The following is a 17,284-nucleotide window of genomic DNA, read 5'->3' as shown; positions in this document are numbered from 1 at the left end:
CCTTTTTCAACTAATGAATTTGACTCTGTCACAAAATTTTCGATTTCTGCATTTATTTTTGCCAATAAATCTTTCATAATATATTTTTAATTAAATTAGGGTGTAAAAATAAATTGATTTTTTAAATTAAAACTATAATAAATAAAAAAAGGCCTATAGTCCGATTTGCTAGTGCTATTTTCAAAGTACATATTTAAATCTAAAAAACAGCAGTAACAATTTTACTGCTGTTTAATGACCATTCTTATATAATCTTCCAAATTATATACTAACGAAAATAGTTAAATTAAATATCTTAACATTTATGTGTTCTAGTTTCTTTACTTAGAAAACTAAATCTTACAATTTAATTAAACATATTAGAGCAACAACTCCATTTCGATTGTTATTATTCGATTTCATAAAGTTATATAATTTTAATTCAATAATTTGTGTTTTACTGTTAAACGCATGTTAAACAAATCACCTAAACAACTCATAACCAACCAATATCAAACGCGTTAATAGAATAATTTGAAATAAATATCATGAAATATTATTTGCGAGTCAACAATAAAAGCTATAAATTTGCGATAGACACTATTGGCTTTAAAAGTGCTTATGTCAAAATCCTTAAGTCTTTTCTTGATTATTAAACCTTGCGGACTTCAACTAGAAGAAATTATTTATTCTTTGCTCCTCTATTAAATCTATTTATATTATAATTTGCACTACTTCCACAAATGTCTATCTGTACTAAATAGAGTATTGAACTATGTTTAATAAATAAAACGAAAGTATTGTGTCCAAATATTTATATATGACATGTATCAAATGCACTGCCACAAATCATGATAATGATTACTGTACGCATTGTGGAAAAATTATAAACATTTTTTTTAAAGAAAATCTTGAGATTAAAGATTTGCAAAACTTAAAAAGTGACAATAAAAAAACAAAAAGCTTGCTAAAAATCAAAAACACATTACATCATTCTTTAAAGTTCCCAAGAAGAATGATTTGCTGGGTGCAAACAACTTTTCTAGATTAATAAATTTTTCGTAATGTAACATTAAAAAGTTCAGAACAGAAGCAAATACAGAAGGCGTTGTACAATTAATAGTTTACAAATACTTTCCCAGGTATAAACAATTATAGTCCTTAATTAACATATTATGGAATAACTATTTGTTTCTTTATATTATTACAGCAATAAGCTTATTCATCATCATATGATTTAGAACCAAACGGAAAAGAGCGATAATTTTCCTGTTGAAAGAGTGGAATGCAATAAGTTAACACGTTCCAAGAATAAAAAATAATAACAAAAAAGCAAATTTGCATTGTAGAAGCGAAGAACGTAGATCGCACAATAAATATCTCATAAAAATTAGGTTTTGAGAATAAAAAAAACTTATCAAAAATTTTAGTCGAAAACAAGGCAGGTGTTAATTTATGGATTAAATAAAACACACCATGAACCCTCTGCAACTATCACTGATAAAAAAATGAAGATCAAACATAATTTATCAAAGCAAAAAAAATCAGAGCACTAAGAATTTTCAATACAATTGAACTATTGAACAAGAAATAAAGTTCACCAAATTAAATTACATACAAATTAAAAACACGAAGCGAGCACATTTAAAACTTGTAGTGGAAAAGTAGATCAAACCCAGATTGGAGCGAGCAGAATTTAAATAATTCAAAAGTAATCCTAGGGCGTTAATTCAGGGATTGATAGAAAATAACATGGCTAAAAAAAACTTAAAATTTGAAGACAGCATTTCTCATAAAAATTACATATCGACTTCCTGAGCACACCTACTACAAACCTCTTGCTTCTTCTGTTTCCCGGCAGGATCAACCGAGTAAGTTCAAAACAAAGGTTTAGGTGACATTGGTAACTCTGAAAAATTATAAATTCCTTTTTTTGCTTTTCGAATACTTACCTAACTACCTGGCTGCATGGTTTTTCAAATATTCTGACGGAGATACTCCGATGTGTCTAACGAACGACCTGTAGAAAGTTGTCCTGCTTCTAAAGCCAGAAGCCTCTGCAATTTCTTGGATTGTCGAATCATGCCATAGCGGATCTGAAATTATTTCTAAAAAATATTCAATTCGCTTCAAGTTTATATAATCAGAAAAATGAAGATTAAGCTCCGAATTAACTATGTATGAAATCGTATGGAGCGGAATGCTTATCTCTTCAGCAAGTTTAGGGAGGGAAAAATCTCTTTGTAGAAAGAGCTTTTTAGAATGGACAATACTTTCTATTTTAGCTATATAAAATTGCTTTTCATTTGATGTTAACTTTTCATATTTCATATTTATATACTTTATAATTAGTAATAACACAATAAATACATTGCAATTGGAAAGAAATTAATCCTTTTCTATTTTTTTTGATCAAAAGCGGGTTTGTATATCCAATGATTTGGAGGTTTTATCCCAGTACGTGTCATTCTGATAAGCCTAAAGCGTGCAGGAATTCGCCCAGTAATCAATGCAGTATACGTTGATATCCAAGTTGGATGTGCGTATATCGAAGTAAGCCGGAGGCCCTTGTATGCCACTGATCCACATAAGGTGCCAGAACTCTCATGTCCATAACCTCCTTCATAAACGCCAATGTCCCCATAACACAATCATCACAAATATGATGAGGATATTTGTTTTTTTTTAGAAAGTTTTGCAAATTTCTTTATTGCTTCCTTATCTTAGTCTGGATGTGGAATTGCAGGCTCTAGATAATCTTTAACTTTTTGAGTTGGGTTAAAATAATTTTGTTGTGCTCTAAGATTATTACATATCAAACATGCAAGAGTCAATATTATACCCTTTTTCATGATTATGTTGTTTTTATTATTTAATTGATATAAAATGTGCTTAAACTTTTGACTTTTGATTATAATTCTAAATTAGCCAATATTTAGCTGTGACTCCAATTTAAAAAAAACAAGTTTGTTTCATTTTATAATTTGCAACCAAAACATACTTAAAATGTTCATCAATCAATTGCACAAATACAATCTAAAAATATTTCCTCATTATTTTCCTGCTTTAGAATGGGGATGATAGCTATCTTCCCATAAAAACTAAGGTCTCTTTTTAATTTAACTGAATAAATTAAAAAATTATTAAGTGATATTTCAGTGCAAATCATATATAAACTAAATACACTTTTATTTCACTCCCCAACAGAGCGACCCAAACTGAAGAAAGAATAAAAAAGTAAAAACATAACAGGGCAATTATTTGAAAAAAAACGAACAGAACCGTGGGTGCGGAGTTCATGGAATTATCATAAAGAAATCTGCCGCCCTACTATCCTACATCTCATATTCTATTTTTTTACTATCGATAACTTCTAAATTCTCATCAAAAACAAAATTAGCACTATCTAAAACAAGAGCACCGGCCTTATTGTTTAATCTAAAAACGTGATTCATTGTAAAAGCATCTACTTTCGGCTTATATTTTTTTTCATATTCTAATGTTTTTTTTAAAATATTTTTTTGCTTTTCTAAGGCAACCGCCCTGTCTTCTATTTCCATGGCCTGTATATATTCCTTCAGTAAATATAGGTATCCATCTTCATTATACATAGAGCTTTTATCAACTACCATCTTAAAAGAAACAGATTCATAGCTTTTAGGATCATCTGCTTTTTCCATTATAAATCCTTCAATGCTTTCTTTCATTTTCTCTTCTGTAGTTTTTTTACAGGCAGATAAGCTCAAAATTATTAATCCTATTAATATATTTTTTTTCATTTGTTTGATTTAAATTATTATGACCTGGATAAAAGAAAAACCCCGAACTATCGGATCTTTATATTGGTCACCTGCCACTCTGCCCAAATGGGTTTTAATTCTCCATTTTTTTTTCATAATCATGATATAATCCCTTAAATCATAACGATGCATGCGGCGTTTCAGTTCTGATCCCCTGGCTGTAATCATCCAAAATCATTCTTATATCAAATTCTACCATCTAAGTTCCTATGGCTATTGCTGCATCATAAGCAGTTTAGTTTATTCAGGTGAGTCTTTCCTATAACCCCTATGTGCAGCTATCATTACATAATTGGGGTAACTTCTAAAATTTCAACCATAGTAATTACCTCAGCGGGTGCTATCTGAGTTTACGCTTTGTACATGTAATTGTGAGGTATAAAGATAAAAAACAGATTGTTTAATTTGATTTTCACAATAAAATTTAATGATTACAAATAGTTCTTACTTAAAAACTTTAATTAATATTGAAAAGCGTGTTGTGATTGACGATATAATTACTCACGTGAATTAACATTATAATTCTCGATAGTATACTTCATCCAAATAAAAGCAATCTAGTCTATCGTAAGAAAAATAAGTTACTACCAAATATAAATTCACTATATCTTAAAACCAAATCCTGCAAGACGTAAAAAAAACACAATAAAGCGTAACTGCTTTTGCTTTACAGCTTAGATGAATATGCTTATCTTCATGCTATTCAATTTTGGCATTTTTAACCTGTTCGATCTGTAATTCCTTAGTGGTTCCTGCGCTGTGACCTTGAGCCCTGGTTTTTCTTTTACTTGCTACATATGCCCCATCTTGCTGTAAATACACAAGTAGCACCGCTCTTCAGATTAAGAAGTCCAGCCTCATCACCCAACAACTTCAACCCTCCTCAAAGCTTTCAGCTCATCAATAGGATTTCCACTGCAGCTGCAATTCTCCCCGGGATATTCATGCTATTTCTTCTTTTGCAGGCATGATTTATTATTAGTTAAAAATAATTTAAAATTTTGCTGTTCTGTTTTAATCCGTTAAGGAGCCATTCGGCCATAATGACTTAAAGCCTTCGCTGTGAAACATGCCTCACTTTTGACTCTCCCTGGCCTTCTGTATGATTTCGATCTCGGTCAGGACTCTCAGACCGAGGCCTTTTTCTAGTAATTGTCGGAGTTGCAAACTTACTCATAGTTTTTTTTTGAGCCATCTCTTTTCTAAAATCTATAAGGGACATTTTCATTTCAGACACATATCTTTTGTATTCCTGTTCTATGTTTTCTTTCCCGGTTTTTTCACCAAGCAGCCTCTTAAGTTCTTTTTGCTGCTTAGGGAGATTCCCCAGATCGCGTTCGTTGGCTTCGGTTAAATGCTCAGAGTATACTAAATCATTCATGTTTTCTGTTTTAATAAACTCTTTCATCTCTTCCTCATATTTGGAGGCATGTTGATTCCGCACTAACTCATCGCCTGTACCTAAGTAATTCTCTTTAAGCTTTTTTATCTTTTCCTCATCCACTATATACTCACCATCAGCTGTCTGTACCAGCTTATTGTCCTTCGTTTCACAAATCAAAGTAGCAAATTGCTCCATTAATTCATGATTATCTTTTATCAAACTAAAACAAATTACCGGATAACTCGATATAGGAAGCAGATCTCTCTCTACCCCTCCAACAAACACTACATTGGGAGGAACCCTGTTCATTGCCATATGCGCCTGATCTACTTTTTCTTTGGAAAAAACTAAATTAACAAGTGCATTCACCTCTTCATTTCTATCACTCGATTTCAGACCGGGTAAAGTACCTGCTTTCTCCATAAGGGCAAGTCTTTCTATCGTGAACTCATCATGATCCGACAACTTGTTACCTTCCTTTCTTATCTCTCCTACATACTTTTGTTCCAGATAAGCTTTAACCGGAGTACCACAGTCTCCCATAGAAATAGCCATTTCTAGCACGATAGTATTTCCTTCCTCAATCTTTGCTTTTTCCCCGGAAGCATATAGGTCTAGTATTTTCTCAAACAGCATTTTAGCCGTAGCTCCATACGAATTTCGCTCAAATTCACTATCAACAAGAACTTTACCCAAAAACTTTTTCATCACATCTTGGGCAGAGGTCACTTCCTGATGATCTCCGCCATAAATAATGGTTGCAGGGTCAAGATAACAAGCTTCCAACCTACCCATCATCAGCGTTCGTTCCTGGTAATCTGGATAAAATACCGTCAATACATCTTCATAAGATTGAATCCTATCAAGGGCTGCCAAATTAGTTCGAACAGTTACACCTTCTCGCTGTCCAATATGGTTCAAAAGGCTAATTGCTTCCATTGAAAGAGGATTACTCTGAAATTCCAAGTTTTGAATGCGTGGCAAATTAAGTAATGTTTCAGGCACCTCTGTAATTCTATTATTTGCCACTTCCAACCTGGTAAGATTCAATAACCCGCTTAAGGAGTTAGGCAAACGCTCAAGCCTGCTTCCCGTTAAATCAAGAATCTCAAGATTAGCCAGCCTATCTATACAACCAGGCAGCTCCCGAATCTTAGTTCCAAATGCACGTAATTCAGTAAGATTTGACAACATGTACAGGTCCTCAGGTAAATCAGTAATGTCGGTATTTCCTATAATCAGTTTGGTAAGACTCGAGAGTTCACATAAGGAGTCTGGCAATTTCTTAATACCATAATTCATAAACATATTCAATTCAGCAAGATTAGGTATCATCAATATTTCAGGCATCAATACTTCTAAGTCCTCCGAAGTCATTTCTAAGAAAGACAAATCCAAACTTGTTTCACCCGACGACCAGGCCCTTACTATTTTTGCGCTAACTTTTTCTAATTCTTCAAAATTCATATATTTTTATTTAATTTTTTCATTATTGGTTTTATAATCTGTATACCTACCGTATGTTCTTTCTTAAATGTTATAATGTGATTCCATGGTTTTACAGTTTAATACACATTCGAATAGCAAAAAATACATCTTTTGTATTTACTATATTACATAATGCTTCACAGCATTTTTACCCACCATTTCTAACTATTAACCCTTTTCCAATCTTAATTACCTCAATAGTCTTCTGAAAGTCGGAGCTAGTTTCTCTTTTGGAACAGCTGTTTTCTTTTGTGCTGTAGTAGCCGCTGTAATTTTCAATTCAATTTGAGGACTTATCATCTTTTCCAGGGGGTGTGATGGAGCCTCAGTTTTTAAGCCACCGGATGCTGCAACTTGCGTAGGATCATGTGCGATTTGAAAATCTGTCATTTGTTCCGTTAGAGATTGTTTAGCCCTAGTTTTTATGCCACCGGATGCTGCGACTGATTCATCATAGTGTACAAGTTTACGACCTTCTGGAGTCTCTATAAATACAGTTGGTCCGAGTTTACGGCTTTTTATTATTTCTGCTTCGTGTTTACGACTTTCTATTTGTTCTATGACATCTATTAAATCTTTATTAGAACCCACTCTGTGTGTTTCAAGAATAAGCTCCATATCCTCATCCTCTTCTACAGACATAATTTTAGAAAATATTCTTGCCATTGCAAGAATGTCTTCTATTTTCTCCTCTTGTTGTTGTTCAGATAGACCGTTAGAAAATGCTTCTCCATATACTTTTGCTATCTCCATAACTGCTCTAAACACAATTCCATTTCTTATACCATATTTAGAGTCAACTACCAAGCCTGTGGCATTTAATCCTCTGTTTTTCATAACATTCTTTAATGGGTCTAATAAATCAGAATCATCAGTTAAACATACCACATATTCGCATCCGCTATTTTCAGCCCTATCTGCAAGCTTAGCTACTTTTAAGTCAAGAGTAAGCCCTGGCTCTTCGTTACTCACAACAAGTACATTTTCTTTCTTAAAATATTCAGATAAACCGGCTCTCGTCAACAGATACTGAGGTATTGCTGGATGGGGACAGGCAGCAAAAAGGAATAAAGTCCCTTCATCATCCAGCACTTTCCGAAGTGTTTTTTCGATTACTACTGTTTTTGGAAGGTCAAGACCTTTCCTTTTCATGTAATCATCTATCAACTCTTCTCCTTCTTTACCAAGAGGGATCTGATCAAGCAGCTTACGAATCTTACTCACATCGGCAACCCCTCCGGGATATTCTTTCGGATCTAGTAGTCCGTCAAAAGCTTCGTCAGCGAATTCTCTGATACCTGGTACTAACACTCCGTCAAGCTCTATGGCTATGGCTACTCCTTTCATAATGCTATTTTTATTAATTAAATGATTGTCTTTTAGCTAGTTTATGTATGTTAAATTAATTATCTCATTATATTCATATCAGGCTATAAAAGAAGTACACCATACAACAATTTTCTTTCTTGGCCTTTAGTTTGTGTTTATAATGGTTTTTTAAAACACACCTGTTTATATAATTTTACAGATACTTTGTGACACACAGTTGCATGTTTCCAGCCATTTCTTTAAGTCCAGAACTGTTTGATTGACAGCTACATGTTAATCTTTTTTACATACTCATTTCATGAAACTCTAACTTTAGTTTATTGTTAGTTCTTTAAATATTCTATCCTAAAATAATCCCCTGCCTTCCAAGTATCTTTAACGCAACGCTTTTTCATTGCCATTTTGTTTACAAGTATAACTTTTTTTAGATTATTTTTCAATCACAATAAGACATAAAAAAAACACATTAAGGCATTTAAAAAAACATTACGATAATTTTTTATATTCCTTTTTTCGGTCCTTCCATTGGACTTGCAACAAAAAGGCAGACAAATTTTCTAAGACCTATGCTACACTTTTGATTTTATAAAATTCCAGTTTCATTTCGTTAGCTGTTTTACATCCCAACGAAGAATGTAGACGTTTTTCTGTCATACCAGACTCCCATATGCCCCAAGACTACTTCAACCCTCTGTTATAGCATATAATACTAATAATTAATGATGTTGATACACTTTAAAAGCAATCTTCTAATGAGCATATACATTTCACAATTTTGACACTTACTGTCAATTGAACTTATGTCAACAGAAACTTTAGGTGAAAAACTTAGGCCATTAAGAGAAGATCGTAATCTTCTTTTACGAAAAGCACCCGTATTATAAATGAAAAAAACGGTCAAATTGACCATACATTTTCAGTATAAAATGACCACTCGATTCGGAGCAACTGCTCACCTAATTCCAATTCAAACTGACCACCTAATTTCGGTGCAAAGTAACCATCAAAAAACTACTTCTTTTTCATGTTGTTTAACCATGGATTTGTATAAAATTACAGACTATGGCAAATAATACAATAGACATGAATAAAATAAGAAAAGTAATTAAAGTACAGTGTAGTGGCACCATGACTTTCGAACATCGTCCTAGTTTTGGCTCCGAAGTAAGAATAGAAAAAAAGTCATTTCTAAAAAAGAACAAAGATTTGATTATAACTGATTATTTAAATCGCACGAGACTAGGGGAAGCGACAGAACTTCCCGAAGACAGGAAAGTCTATCATATCGACAAAAAGGATTTCCGTTGGGGAAAAATCAGGTTAAAAGAAGTTGGCGTAAAGGGGTGGGGCTCTAATTTCGGGAGAGGGATAAAAGTAGTGGTACTACCGGTTTTACTTCAGGGCAAAACCGATATTATTTTATTAACCACACAATATACCTTCTATAATACAGCCGATTTTACAGAATTGAAAGATTTGCTGATTTCAGCAGCTAACAATATGGAGATGAAAGAATTAAGCATACGTATCGATAATAATTCTCAAGGAATCCCATTTGTTTGGAATCAATTTTATTTAAACCTGTCATTAGAAAGTTTGGAGGATTGTAACTTTTTTAAAACTGAGATCAGTAATATTGATACTGATGTAATAATTGATCCGGCAAAAAAAAGAAAGGTATACGACCATAAAGACATTATTTTCGCACAATTATAAATTCTCAAATTTATATATTAAAAACATTAAACCAATTCAAAATATAAGTCATAATTAATTTACTTTTCTTAAAAATCTTTCCAAATTGTTGTTTGCTATTTTCTCAACTCCCTTTTCTGTTTTTTTTTGCGATATTAATTACCTGTAAAATACTTTGATCCTCATTCAACAAACATTCCCAAATCGTACCATCAGATAAAATAATAGCAGAAAAAAAATTATCAGATTGATCTTCATTATAATATACTAATTTTTCAGTCTTGAAAAGCTTCTTTACTTTTGTTTGAGGATCTAATTCATAAAACAAAATTTGCTCCTGATTAATTTCAACCAATTTAGTTAGAAGACTATTATCACTACTGTCGACAGACCATAACGGTTTATCCCCACACAATTCCCAAGTTCCGACAACTTTATCCATGATTTTTTTTCGTAATATCTTTCTCAAAGTATCTATTTTTTTGATTGACTCTATTCCTATTACATTATCAGGCTTAAGTTTAGAACTGAAAGAAAATAAAGTTAATGCATTTTTATGATCACCCTTATTATAGTAGGAAATAGCCAGCTCATACCTATTTTTTTGATATGCCATTTTGGAAGCCATTTGCGCAAAACTTTTAAACGATACTATTAAAAACAGGAAAATTAAGTATTTATTTTTCATTACTGAAGATTTTTTTTGCATTTAAATTTGTTAATTTATTAAAATTTACTTCATAAAAGTAATAGGTTTTATCAATATACTTATTTTACGCAATAATTGCTAGTTAGTAAAATAATTATATAAAAAACTGATCAGTTAACTTAGATTTAAAAATTCTCCAAATCTCACTTAATTACAATCTGACAATTATAGACAAATATCATGAAGCATTTTGACTTCAACATACATAAAAAGGCATTAAAACAACATCCTAAGACTTATTTGGCTGTCTAACCAACTAACAAGTTAAAAATCACCTGAAAGGCTTTCGATTTAGCGTTTTTTATACCTAAATACGTATATTTAATCGGTTTATTTGTTTCGTTAAGATGACTACACAGGATTCAAACTATCTACAAATAATTGATTTTAACAATAAAAAGTAAATTATGAAATATGAGTACGAAGATTATAAATGGAAGTTTTTATCAAAAAAGTACAAAAAATGCTATGAATAAGGAATGAATGTAACTCTTGAGCAAGTAGCAGCTGCCATAGCCGCGATAGCAGTAAAATCCTTTTGTACCGGGTCTGAGCACAAAGATTGCTTCGCCAGATCGCTGGTGCTCGGGCAATGTCATTAAGTTAAGGATCTTCATATTGTATCTTTCTGATTTCCAAGGACCTTACTCAGGTTCTATATTTACCTGATTCAGGTTTATTATTACGGTTCGATCGAATAGGAACTGTATTTTTAATAAAAAAATATTCTAATTCTTTGAATACTTCTTCTAAAGGAGCTTCTTTAAAAAGCACTTCTAAAAATCTCTTTTTTTTAAATCTGTATGTCAAATTTGTGTTTACTTTGTAATCCAGTTTTGTATTTTGATTTTTAATTTTTCTCTAAATCGTTTTTTTTTCAATAATTGACTGCAGATTGCTGATAAATAAAGCACAGAAAAAATCCTACTCAATACTCCCTTTAGGATAGCCCGTGAAATATTCTACCTTTAATTTGTTTTTTAATTTGTCGTAAAAAGTCTCAACTCCCCATCTTAAAAAGTATAGTTCTTTAGATATACATGATAGGTAAATTTGACTGTCCAATAAAGATGTCATCAAAACTTCAATTTCTCCGCCTAGTAAATCAGCCCGCACCAGACGAACTTGTATACTGGTAGATTTATCATAATCTTTTCCTGTAAACAGGTGCTTTTTTCTGTGGAAAAATATCAACAATCAGAGTTCTTTTTGTACTCGATAAAAATGAACTTATAATCTTGCTATGATTTTTCTGCACTCTTATTAAATAATCGGTCCTCCTGTAAAAATTATAATTTCATCCATATCATTAACAGTTCTCCTGGCCTTCTTTCTCCTGGCTTTCTTTCTCCTGACTTTTCTTCTCCTGCTTTTCTTTCTCCTGGTCTTCTTTCTCCTGGCTTTCTTTCTCCTGGCTTTCTTTCTCCTGGCTTTCTTTCTCCTGGCTTTCTTTCTCCTGCTTTTCTTTCTCCTGCTTTTCTTTCTCCTGGCTTTCTTTCTCCTGGCTTTCTTTCTCTTGCCTTTCCTCAATTTCAGCTAATTCATTTTCAATAATAATACTTATTTCATCAGTAATTCTTTTAAAATTTAAACCAATATAAGAATCTAAATCTTCTGGTAGATCTTTATTTTTCGGTAATTTTTTCTTCTGAATATTTTGTCTTCCTTTATCAGGAACAATAGTTCCTCTAAATATTTTTCTATCTAATTCCTGTCCAAAATTATCTGCCAGTAAACCTACAAATTCACCTTGTGATAACTGCGAAATTCTAGACTGGGGCAAGATATATTCAAACTGCTCGTTTATAGATATCGAAGTTACAGAGGTCTCCATAGAGACATTTTTTATTTTTTGTTTAGACTTACCAAAAATTTCTTGCAATTCTTTAGCTGTATTACTTTTTACTGATCCACTAAAAACATTTCCAGCAATATTAAAAATGGTTTGAGCAGCTTTATCTCCATAATCTCTTTTTAATTGCTCCAGGTCTTGAAAACCAAGAACTGTACACACTTTATTAGACCTTGCCGTTGCCATTAAATTATCCAGACCCATAAAGTACAAGGTAGGTAATTCATCTAATATGAGTGAAGAAGGAGCTCTATTCTGTACATTTATTAATTTCATTAATTGTGTAACTATAAGTCCTAAAGCTGGTGCATTTGTTTTCTGTGTTTTTGGATTATTTGCAAGAACTAGTATAGATTCTTCGTTTAAAAGATTAATATTTATATCAATGTTCATCTCTGGATAAACATTGTTACCCATAACCCAAAAAAGTTCTTTGGTGGCAATTTGTGATAATGGAATACGAGCAGAGGCCGTTTGCCCAGACAATTGCTCATAAGCTTTCTTTTCAAGTGCATCTTTAAATGGGGTTAAAAAAAAAGCTAATTCCGGTTCTGTTTCTAATAATTTAAAAACTTTTTCATCGCTTTGAGAAGCTAATGCTATTGCATGAGGAAGCGTGCAAAATTTACCCCCTTGGTACAATTTTAAAAAATAGATACATGCTGCAAAGTAAGAAATAGCAGATTGTGCAAAGAAATCTTTTTTTTCAATCCACTCCTTATTTAAGTTAAAAAGAACAGTTTGAGAAGCTTCAATAGCATCACTCGTTCGTCTAATTAAATCTGGTGCTATGGGATTTATGAATTGCGAATATTCAATCTCGTCAAAATTGATAATTTTAAAATCGTACTCACTTTTAGAATCTATATAAAAATCGTAAGAAACTTGCGTCAAGGAAGGAAATTTAAAATCATAAATCATAAATGAAAATTTTTTTATCATTTGCTGCCTTATAAATTCTTCTATAATTGAGTAAGTTTTCCCTGAACCCGGGTTTCCCATGACAATAGAGCCTCGAAAAGGATTAATGATATTAATCCAACCTTCTTTCATTTTTAGATTAACTGAATATTCATTTACCATTTTCTTTTTTTCTTGGCTAAAAGATTCATTACTTTCATTAAACTGATCACTATTATCAAAGTATGAAAAATAGCGTCTAAACATTATTATAGAAATAATAAAAAATAAAGAACAAAAAATAGTTGTAAATAAGTAAAAAAAAGGAAACATTGTAAAATAAGAGCATATAAGATTTAGAGATAAGAGCATGAATACTAGCAATAGACTATAATGCTTATATTTCGATACTTTGGGAATCTTCTTTACGTGAACTCCAATAGAACAGAGAAAAAAAATAGTAAGATATAGTATTTTAATATTAATTTTATTTCTACATAAAACATCAAATTTTTGACAAATAAATTCTTGAGCTGATTTTAATTGGGGGATATCTATATATAATGTAACATCAAAAGCAACTAATAAAAAACCAAATAAGAAGCCAAAAAGAATTAAAGAATCCATTGAATATTTATCTGCATTATTTCCCATTTTTATTTATTTTTTATTTATTTGAATTAACGACTTTATAGTACAATTTACCCTAACACTTTTTTGCTTAGTAATAAGAAGTAATAAATAAGCCATTGCTCCACCTTCTTTTTTAAATTGTTTTTCTAATTTTAGATTTCCTATTGCAAGACCCATTATTGCTAACGCTATCCAAAGTGATTTGGCAATCATTATTAATGCCATTAATGCAAAACTCAAAGTTATAACTGCTGTCTTTACACTCAGTCCAAAAACTACAGGGCTAGCTTCTAAACATCTGGGAATGACGAACTTTTTTGTAGTAGTATCATTATTGTTATTATTCATAAGACTTATTTTTTAGATGAAAGCATCGAACTTATAGAAGACACTTTTGATGAAATTTTCGAAATTGCTGAGCCAGCTCCTCCAGAATGAGAGGCTCCTAATGGGCTTCCTCCATTGATTAAAAATTCACAAAACCTAGGGATTTTAAAAAATAAAAAGATCGATGATACTTGAACAGCCACTATAACAAAAAATGAAACGAAACCTTGCGTATCTATTCTTGTTAGAATTATTAAATACTTTAAAATAAAAATAAAAGGCTCCCATAAAAGAATGGCTAAAAAAGATAATGACCAATTCATAAAAGACTTTTCATTTCCGGGAATAAGAGAAAACATCACAGAGAAATACCCCATAATATAATATATAGCGATTGTTAACGATTGTTTAATTAACATATATGTTGCTACAAAACTCCCTATAAAATAAATAAGCAAATGCAATAATTCCAAAATTGGGTTAACTTGAAGAACGTCATACAATCGGTCATCTGTTCGCGTCATAGAAGAATTAAATCTACCGTCAAAACCATTAATATCAATACCAGACAAATTAAGTATAGATTGTTGAATTACATCCGATATAATCTTCATAGGTGTTAACATAAAAAATTCAACAAGAGGGTTATATAAAATAAGTCCTACTAAAATTAAGCAAGGCCGAACAATTATGTAGGGATCAAGTCCCTTTTCAGGGTTGATCATATTCAACACAACTTTATAAACAACAAAAATTAACACTAAAATACCTGCAAATGTAGATAAGTACATATGCAATCTATCAATTAGCAATTGAAACTGGTTAATAAAATCAACTCTCATTTGAAGGATAAAATCGTTGGTAGACGCTTGTAAGAAAATCATATATTTAATGTGAATTTAATTGAGAAAATAATGCTATAAAAGCCAATAGTTTTGTAATGTTAAACTCTATCTCGCTTAGTTCTGCATAAACTTCTAGATATTCAAGCGCTAATCTTTGCGAAGCCACTCTGTAGTATCCTTCACCATCAATAAACATAGTTCCAATACTTACCAAAGCAATTACTCTTCTTTCTAATCTTTCTGTACGCTCTTTTAAGACCAAAAATTCTCTTAAATCATGACGAAATCCTGGAGCATAATGAGCCGGTAGTATTAAAACTCTTTTTGAATCAATTTGATTTATAAGAACTCTCGAGGCTACTGCTAATGCATTTAGGCTATTGGCATTCCCTAATATAGATTTTCTCCATTTACCAATACGTTCCTTTTCTTCTTTTATAATCTCTGGAATTATGTTATTTGCCTCTTCATTTTTAAAAAAAAAAGCTGTAGTCAGCATTCCTGGTATAGCCACTCCACGAATTGCCCCTGCACTAGGATCATATACATGATTTATTATTTGTTGCCCCACAGATTGATGCCAAATTGTTAGAAATAAAACTATAAGTACGCTTTTTCTCATTTCTTTATGTTTTTCATTATTACATATAAACCTACCCGATAATCCTCACAATAACTATTTATACTGTGAGTTGTAATGCTCTATCAATAATATCTAAAAGAAGGACTTTTCTCTCACCTTCCGTCATATAATTATCTGTCTTAAACAAAGTTTTTAATTCGTCTTTTAAGGTTCTAATTTTATTTGTTTGAAAAATTTCTATTAACCGACTCTTAGTTGCTAATTTTGACAACCCTGGTATATTTCCGGAAATGGAGCTCTTTGCTACAATATAATTTATACATTCATCCAAAAAATCATCTACTTCTCTTTGCTTTGATTTCAATGCTGGACTTATTGTTCCTAAACTACTTTCATAATCAACAACAAACTTTCTAACTACCTGGACCTCAGTAGCCATTTTAAACACTTTGGGAAGCATCTTCTTATCTGCAGAAGTGGCTCTTTTTTCTTGTGCCTGTGCCACGGGATCAGGGAAATTAGTATAAATAGGTCCAATCCATATTTGAATTTGTGAATGGACATTTAATGTAAAAATTAAACATATAAATACAGTGAATTTCATAATCTAAATAAGTTAAAAACACGTTCTGAAATTATCAAATCCTCTAAGGTATCATCTAAATCTTTTTCTATTTTTTCTAATTCTGAAACAATTTCTAAAGATGTTTTTAGCAAATTTCCATTGTTAGACAAATTCGTACCATAACCAATATCAGTATTCAGACTATTTAAATAATCGGTATACATGATCCATTTAAGTCTTTTTTGTTCTTTTTTTCTATTAAATAGTAGAGGAACTTTATTGTTAATGCTGTTAAGTCTCGATAATTTAGATCGAATATTTATAATTGTACTCTCTTTTGCGAAAACAAGATCAAACATGCTTCTGAAACCATAATAAGGAATCTGTTTTTTTAATTCTCTGTTTAATTTTGTCATTTCCTCTTTTACTCTTGTCTCGGCAGGTCTAATAAGCAGTAAGGCTATAACATTTGCAGTAGCAGAAGCTTCAGCCTCCCATAAACGAACAATAATTTGAGCATGATTTGCTGTGCTTTGTAAAAATAAGTAGACAAATAGTATATACTTTAAATATAGTTTCATAAACCTAAACTTAATATTTTATTCAAATCGCTTTCGGACAAGGTTGCTGTTTTTGCTAGTAAAGATGTTAGAATAATAAATACTGCGTTTCTTTGACCATTTTCATTTGTTTTTTTTAGTTTAGACAACATTTTTTGATCAAGAGAATACAATTCCTGCGTATTTGCATTTCTAATATTACCATTCCTTGTTAAAGCAATTTGAAAAGCAATCGCATCATTTATAGCGAGCTCTCTAATAAAATATTCATTTTTTGCTGCAGTATTGTAAAATGGTAATAAAGGACGTGTTGTTATTGCAGCTCCCATTAAAAGGTTGTTGAGTAGTAAATTCGAAGCTATTGGGACTTGCAAACTTCTGTCATGTTTATTTCTCTCATATTCCCTAATTCTAGTTTCTATTTTGCTGTCCTTTATGTCTTTTAATCCTGTATATATAAGTGTTTGATTAGCTAAAATAGCAGAATTAACAGCTGACTTTTCAGTTAGTATCCTTAATAAACCTTTATCAGTATTTATCACTGTGATGTTAATTACAATAAACTGTGGAAATGCATGAAGCGACGTAAGCATAAAAGCAAGACAAAAAAATACTTTTTTATTTAATTTCATGGT

At 31.5% G+C, this 17,284-nt stretch carries 13 protein-coding genes; 1 reads left to right on the top strand and 12 read right to left on the bottom strand.

Translation table 11 applies throughout. The annotated features are described in order from the left end of the window. Positions 1-1,935: 1,935 nt before the first annotated feature. From Q7C23_RS21885 to Q7C23_RS21870, 4 genes are all read right to left on the bottom strand, one after another. On the bottom strand, positions 1,936-2,310 hold the full coding sequence (locus Q7C23_RS21885; protein WP_375034506.1) for a helix-turn-helix domain-containing protein: 375 nt from the start codon (positions 2,308-2,310) through the stop codon (positions 1,936-1,938). A 1,004-nt stretch (positions 2,311-3,314) separates the two neighbouring features. Next, entirely contained in the window at positions 3,315-3,758 is a 444-nt protein-coding gene (locus Q7C23_RS21880) for a hypothetical protein (RefSeq protein WP_375034505.1), read from the bottom strand. Positions 3,759-4,827: 1,069 nt separating this feature from the next. After that, positions 4,828-6,630 (bottom strand): leucine-rich repeat domain-containing protein, encoded by a 1,803-nt coding sequence (locus tag Q7C23_RS21875; protein WP_375034504.1) that lies wholly within the window; start codon positions 6,628-6,630, stop codon positions 4,828-4,830. Between the two features lie 210 nt (positions 6,631-6,840). Then, positions 6,841-7,998 (bottom strand): hypothetical protein, encoded by a 1,158-nt coding sequence (locus Q7C23_RS21870; protein ID WP_375034503.1) that lies wholly within the window; start codon positions 7,996-7,998, stop codon positions 6,841-6,843. 1,044 nt (positions 7,999-9,042) lie between these two features. Between Q7C23_RS21870 and Q7C23_RS21865 the strand changes: the two genes are divergently transcribed. Beyond that, positions 9,043-9,696, top strand: a complete 654-nt coding sequence (locus tag Q7C23_RS21865; protein ID WP_375034502.1) for a hypothetical protein — start codon at positions 9,043-9,045, stop codon at positions 9,694-9,696. Between the two features lie 103 nt (positions 9,697-9,799). On the opposite strand, the gene Q7C23_RS21860 is transcribed toward Q7C23_RS21865, so the two are convergent. From Q7C23_RS21860 to Q7C23_RS21825, 8 genes are all read right to left on the bottom strand, one after another. Next, the gene (locus Q7C23_RS21860) at positions 9,800-10,363 is read right to left on the bottom strand and encodes a hypothetical protein (RefSeq protein WP_375034501.1); all 564 of its coding nucleotides are present in this window, start codon (positions 10,361-10,363) and stop codon (positions 9,800-9,802) included. Positions 10,364-11,693: 1,330 nt separating this feature from the next. Then, entirely contained in the window at positions 11,694-13,790 is a 2,097-nt protein-coding gene (locus Q7C23_RS21855; protein ID WP_375034500.1) for a TraM recognition domain-containing protein, read from the bottom strand. A 6-nt stretch (positions 13,791-13,796) separates the two neighbouring features. Then, positions 13,797-14,117: a hypothetical protein gene (locus tag Q7C23_RS21850; RefSeq protein WP_375034499.1), complete on the bottom strand. Its 321-nt coding sequence runs from the start codon at positions 14,115-14,117 to the stop codon at positions 13,797-13,799. A 5-nt stretch (positions 14,118-14,122) separates the two neighbouring features. After that, positions 14,123-14,980, bottom strand: a complete 858-nt coding sequence (locus Q7C23_RS21845) for a hypothetical protein (protein WP_375034498.1) — start codon at positions 14,978-14,980, stop codon at positions 14,123-14,125. Between the two features lie 4 nt (positions 14,981-14,984). Further along, positions 14,985-15,563, bottom strand: coding sequence for a hypothetical protein (locus Q7C23_RS21840; protein WP_375034497.1), 579 nt, complete (start codon positions 15,561-15,563; stop codon positions 14,985-14,987). 58 nt (positions 15,564-15,621) lie between these two features. Beyond that, positions 15,622-16,128 carry a hypothetical protein gene (locus Q7C23_RS21835; RefSeq protein ID WP_375034496.1) on the bottom strand — a complete coding sequence of 169 codons (507 nt, stop codon included), beginning with the start codon at positions 16,126-16,128 and terminating at the stop codon, positions 15,622-15,624. Continuing rightward, positions 16,125-16,670 carry a hypothetical protein gene (locus tag Q7C23_RS21830; protein ID WP_375034495.1) on the bottom strand — a complete coding sequence of 182 codons (546 nt, stop codon included), beginning with the start codon at positions 16,668-16,670 and terminating at the stop codon, positions 16,125-16,127. The genes Q7C23_RS21835 and Q7C23_RS21830 overlap by 4 nt, the downstream gene beginning before the upstream one ends. Continuing rightward, positions 16,667-17,281, bottom strand: a complete 615-nt coding sequence (locus Q7C23_RS21825; protein ID WP_375034494.1) for a hypothetical protein — start codon at positions 17,279-17,281, stop codon at positions 16,667-16,669. Before Q7C23_RS21825 ends, Q7C23_RS21830 begins: the two co-directional genes overlap by 4 nt. Positions 17,282-17,284 lie beyond the last annotated feature (3 nt).

The sequence above is a fragment of the Flavobacterium sp. LAR06 genome, assembly GCF_041946075.1.
Lineage (GTDB): Bacteria > Bacteroidota > Bacteroidia > Flavobacteriales > Flavobacteriaceae > Flavobacterium.
The sequence above is the reverse complement of the archived record's forward strand: the minus strand, read 5'-3'. Positions and strand labels throughout refer to the sequence as shown.

Bases quoted from the DNA above. Each gene is read 5' to 3' on its own strand.
- Q7C23_RS21885 (WP_375034506.1), bottom strand. From the start codon at position 2,310: ATGAAATATGAAAAGTTAACATCAAATGAAAAGCAATTTTATATAGCT.
- Q7C23_RS21880 (WP_375034505.1), bottom strand. From the start codon at position 3,758: ATGAAAAAAAATATATTAATAGGATTAATAATTTTGAGCTTATCTGCC.
- Q7C23_RS21875 (WP_375034504.1), bottom strand. From the start codon at position 6,630: ATGAATTTTGAAGAATTAGAAAAAGTTAGCGCAAAAATAGTAAGGGCC.
- Q7C23_RS21870 (WP_375034503.1), bottom strand. From the start codon at position 7,998: ATGAAAGGAGTAGCCATAGCCATAGAGCTTGACGGAGTGTTAGTACCA.
- Q7C23_RS21865 (WP_375034502.1), top strand. From the start codon at position 9,043: ATGGCAAATAATACAATAGACATGAATAAAATAAGAAAAGTAATTAAA.
- Q7C23_RS21860 (WP_375034501.1), bottom strand. From the start codon at position 10,363: ATGAAAAATAAATACTTAATTTTCCTGTTTTTAATAGTATCGTTTAAA.
- Q7C23_RS21855 (WP_375034500.1), bottom strand. From the start codon at position 13,790: ATGGGAAATAATGCAGATAAATATTCAATGGATTCTTTAATTCTTTTT.
- Q7C23_RS21850 (WP_375034499.1), bottom strand. From the start codon at position 14,117: ATGAATAATAACAATAATGATACTACTACAAAAAAGTTCGTCATTCCC.
- Q7C23_RS21845 (WP_375034498.1), bottom strand. From the start codon at position 14,980: ATGATTTTCTTACAAGCGTCTACCAACGATTTTATCCTTCAAATGAGA.
- Q7C23_RS21840 (WP_375034497.1), bottom strand. From the start codon at position 15,563: ATGAGAAAAAGCGTACTTATAGTTTTATTTCTAACAATTTGGCATCAA.
- Q7C23_RS21835 (WP_375034496.1), bottom strand. From the start codon at position 16,128: ATGAAATTCACTGTATTTATATGTTTAATTTTTACATTAAATGTCCAT.
- Q7C23_RS21830 (WP_375034495.1), bottom strand. From the start codon at position 16,670: ATGAAACTATATTTAAAGTATATACTATTTGTCTACTTATTTTTACAA.
- Q7C23_RS21825 (WP_375034494.1), bottom strand. From the start codon at position 17,281: ATGAAATTAAATAAAAAAGTATTTTTTTGTCTTGCTTTTATGCTTACG.